Genomic DNA, 510 nt, shown 5'->3' on the forward strand with positions numbered 1-510 from the left:
GACGGCCCGGGCATTCCGGAGATGGAGCGCGCGGTCCTGACCGGCGAGTCGGAGATCGAACCACTGCTCCACGGCAGCGGCCTCGGACTGTGGCTCGTGAAACTCATCGTCGGACGCGCCGACGGAACACTCCGCTTCGACGAGAACGAGCCGAGAGGCAGCGTCGTCACGATAGCGTTCCCCCGGCCGGGAGCGGCGGATTAGCCGCGCCGCGTCACATCCAGAGGAGTTGCGCGTGAAGCGTCCCGTCGACGTCGAGTACGCGCTCCTCGTCGACGATGCCGGCCTCGCCAGCGACGGAGACCGCGCGCTCGCCGACGATGTTGGCCACGCTGGCCCGCGTGAGACTATCGACGACAGTGGCTTCGTCGGCCTCGGCGGCCTCGTCGCCGCCGTAGAACGCCTCCGTTACCTCCAGAGAAATGGCGCCTTCGGTGTAGGTCTCGCCCAGACACTCCGGGTCGCAGACGGAGACGAGCAGTCCTTCCGGTGTCTGTCGTTCGCGAAGGA

2 protein-coding genes are annotated in these 510 nt (G+C 67.8%); one reads left to right on the top strand and one right to left on the bottom strand.

What is annotated here, in order from left to right; translation table 11 throughout:
- On the top strand, nt 1-204 hold a 204-nt coding region (locus tag DEQ92_RS21940; RefSeq protein WP_147299576.1), incomplete at its 5' end, for an ATP-binding protein.
- Nucleotides 205-214: 10 nt separating this feature from the next.
- Here DEQ92_RS21940 and DEQ92_RS21945 read toward each other — a convergent pair.
- Nucleotides 215-510 (bottom strand): DUF424 domain-containing protein (locus DEQ92_RS21945; RefSeq protein WP_147299577.1); only part of this gene is annotated, 296 nt, incomplete at its 5' end.

Source organism: Haloferax sp. Atlit-6N (assembly GCF_003383195.1).
In the GTDB taxonomy this organism is placed as follows: domain Archaea; phylum Halobacteriota; class Halobacteria; order Halobacteriales; family Haloferacaceae; genus Haloferax; species Haloferax gibbonsii.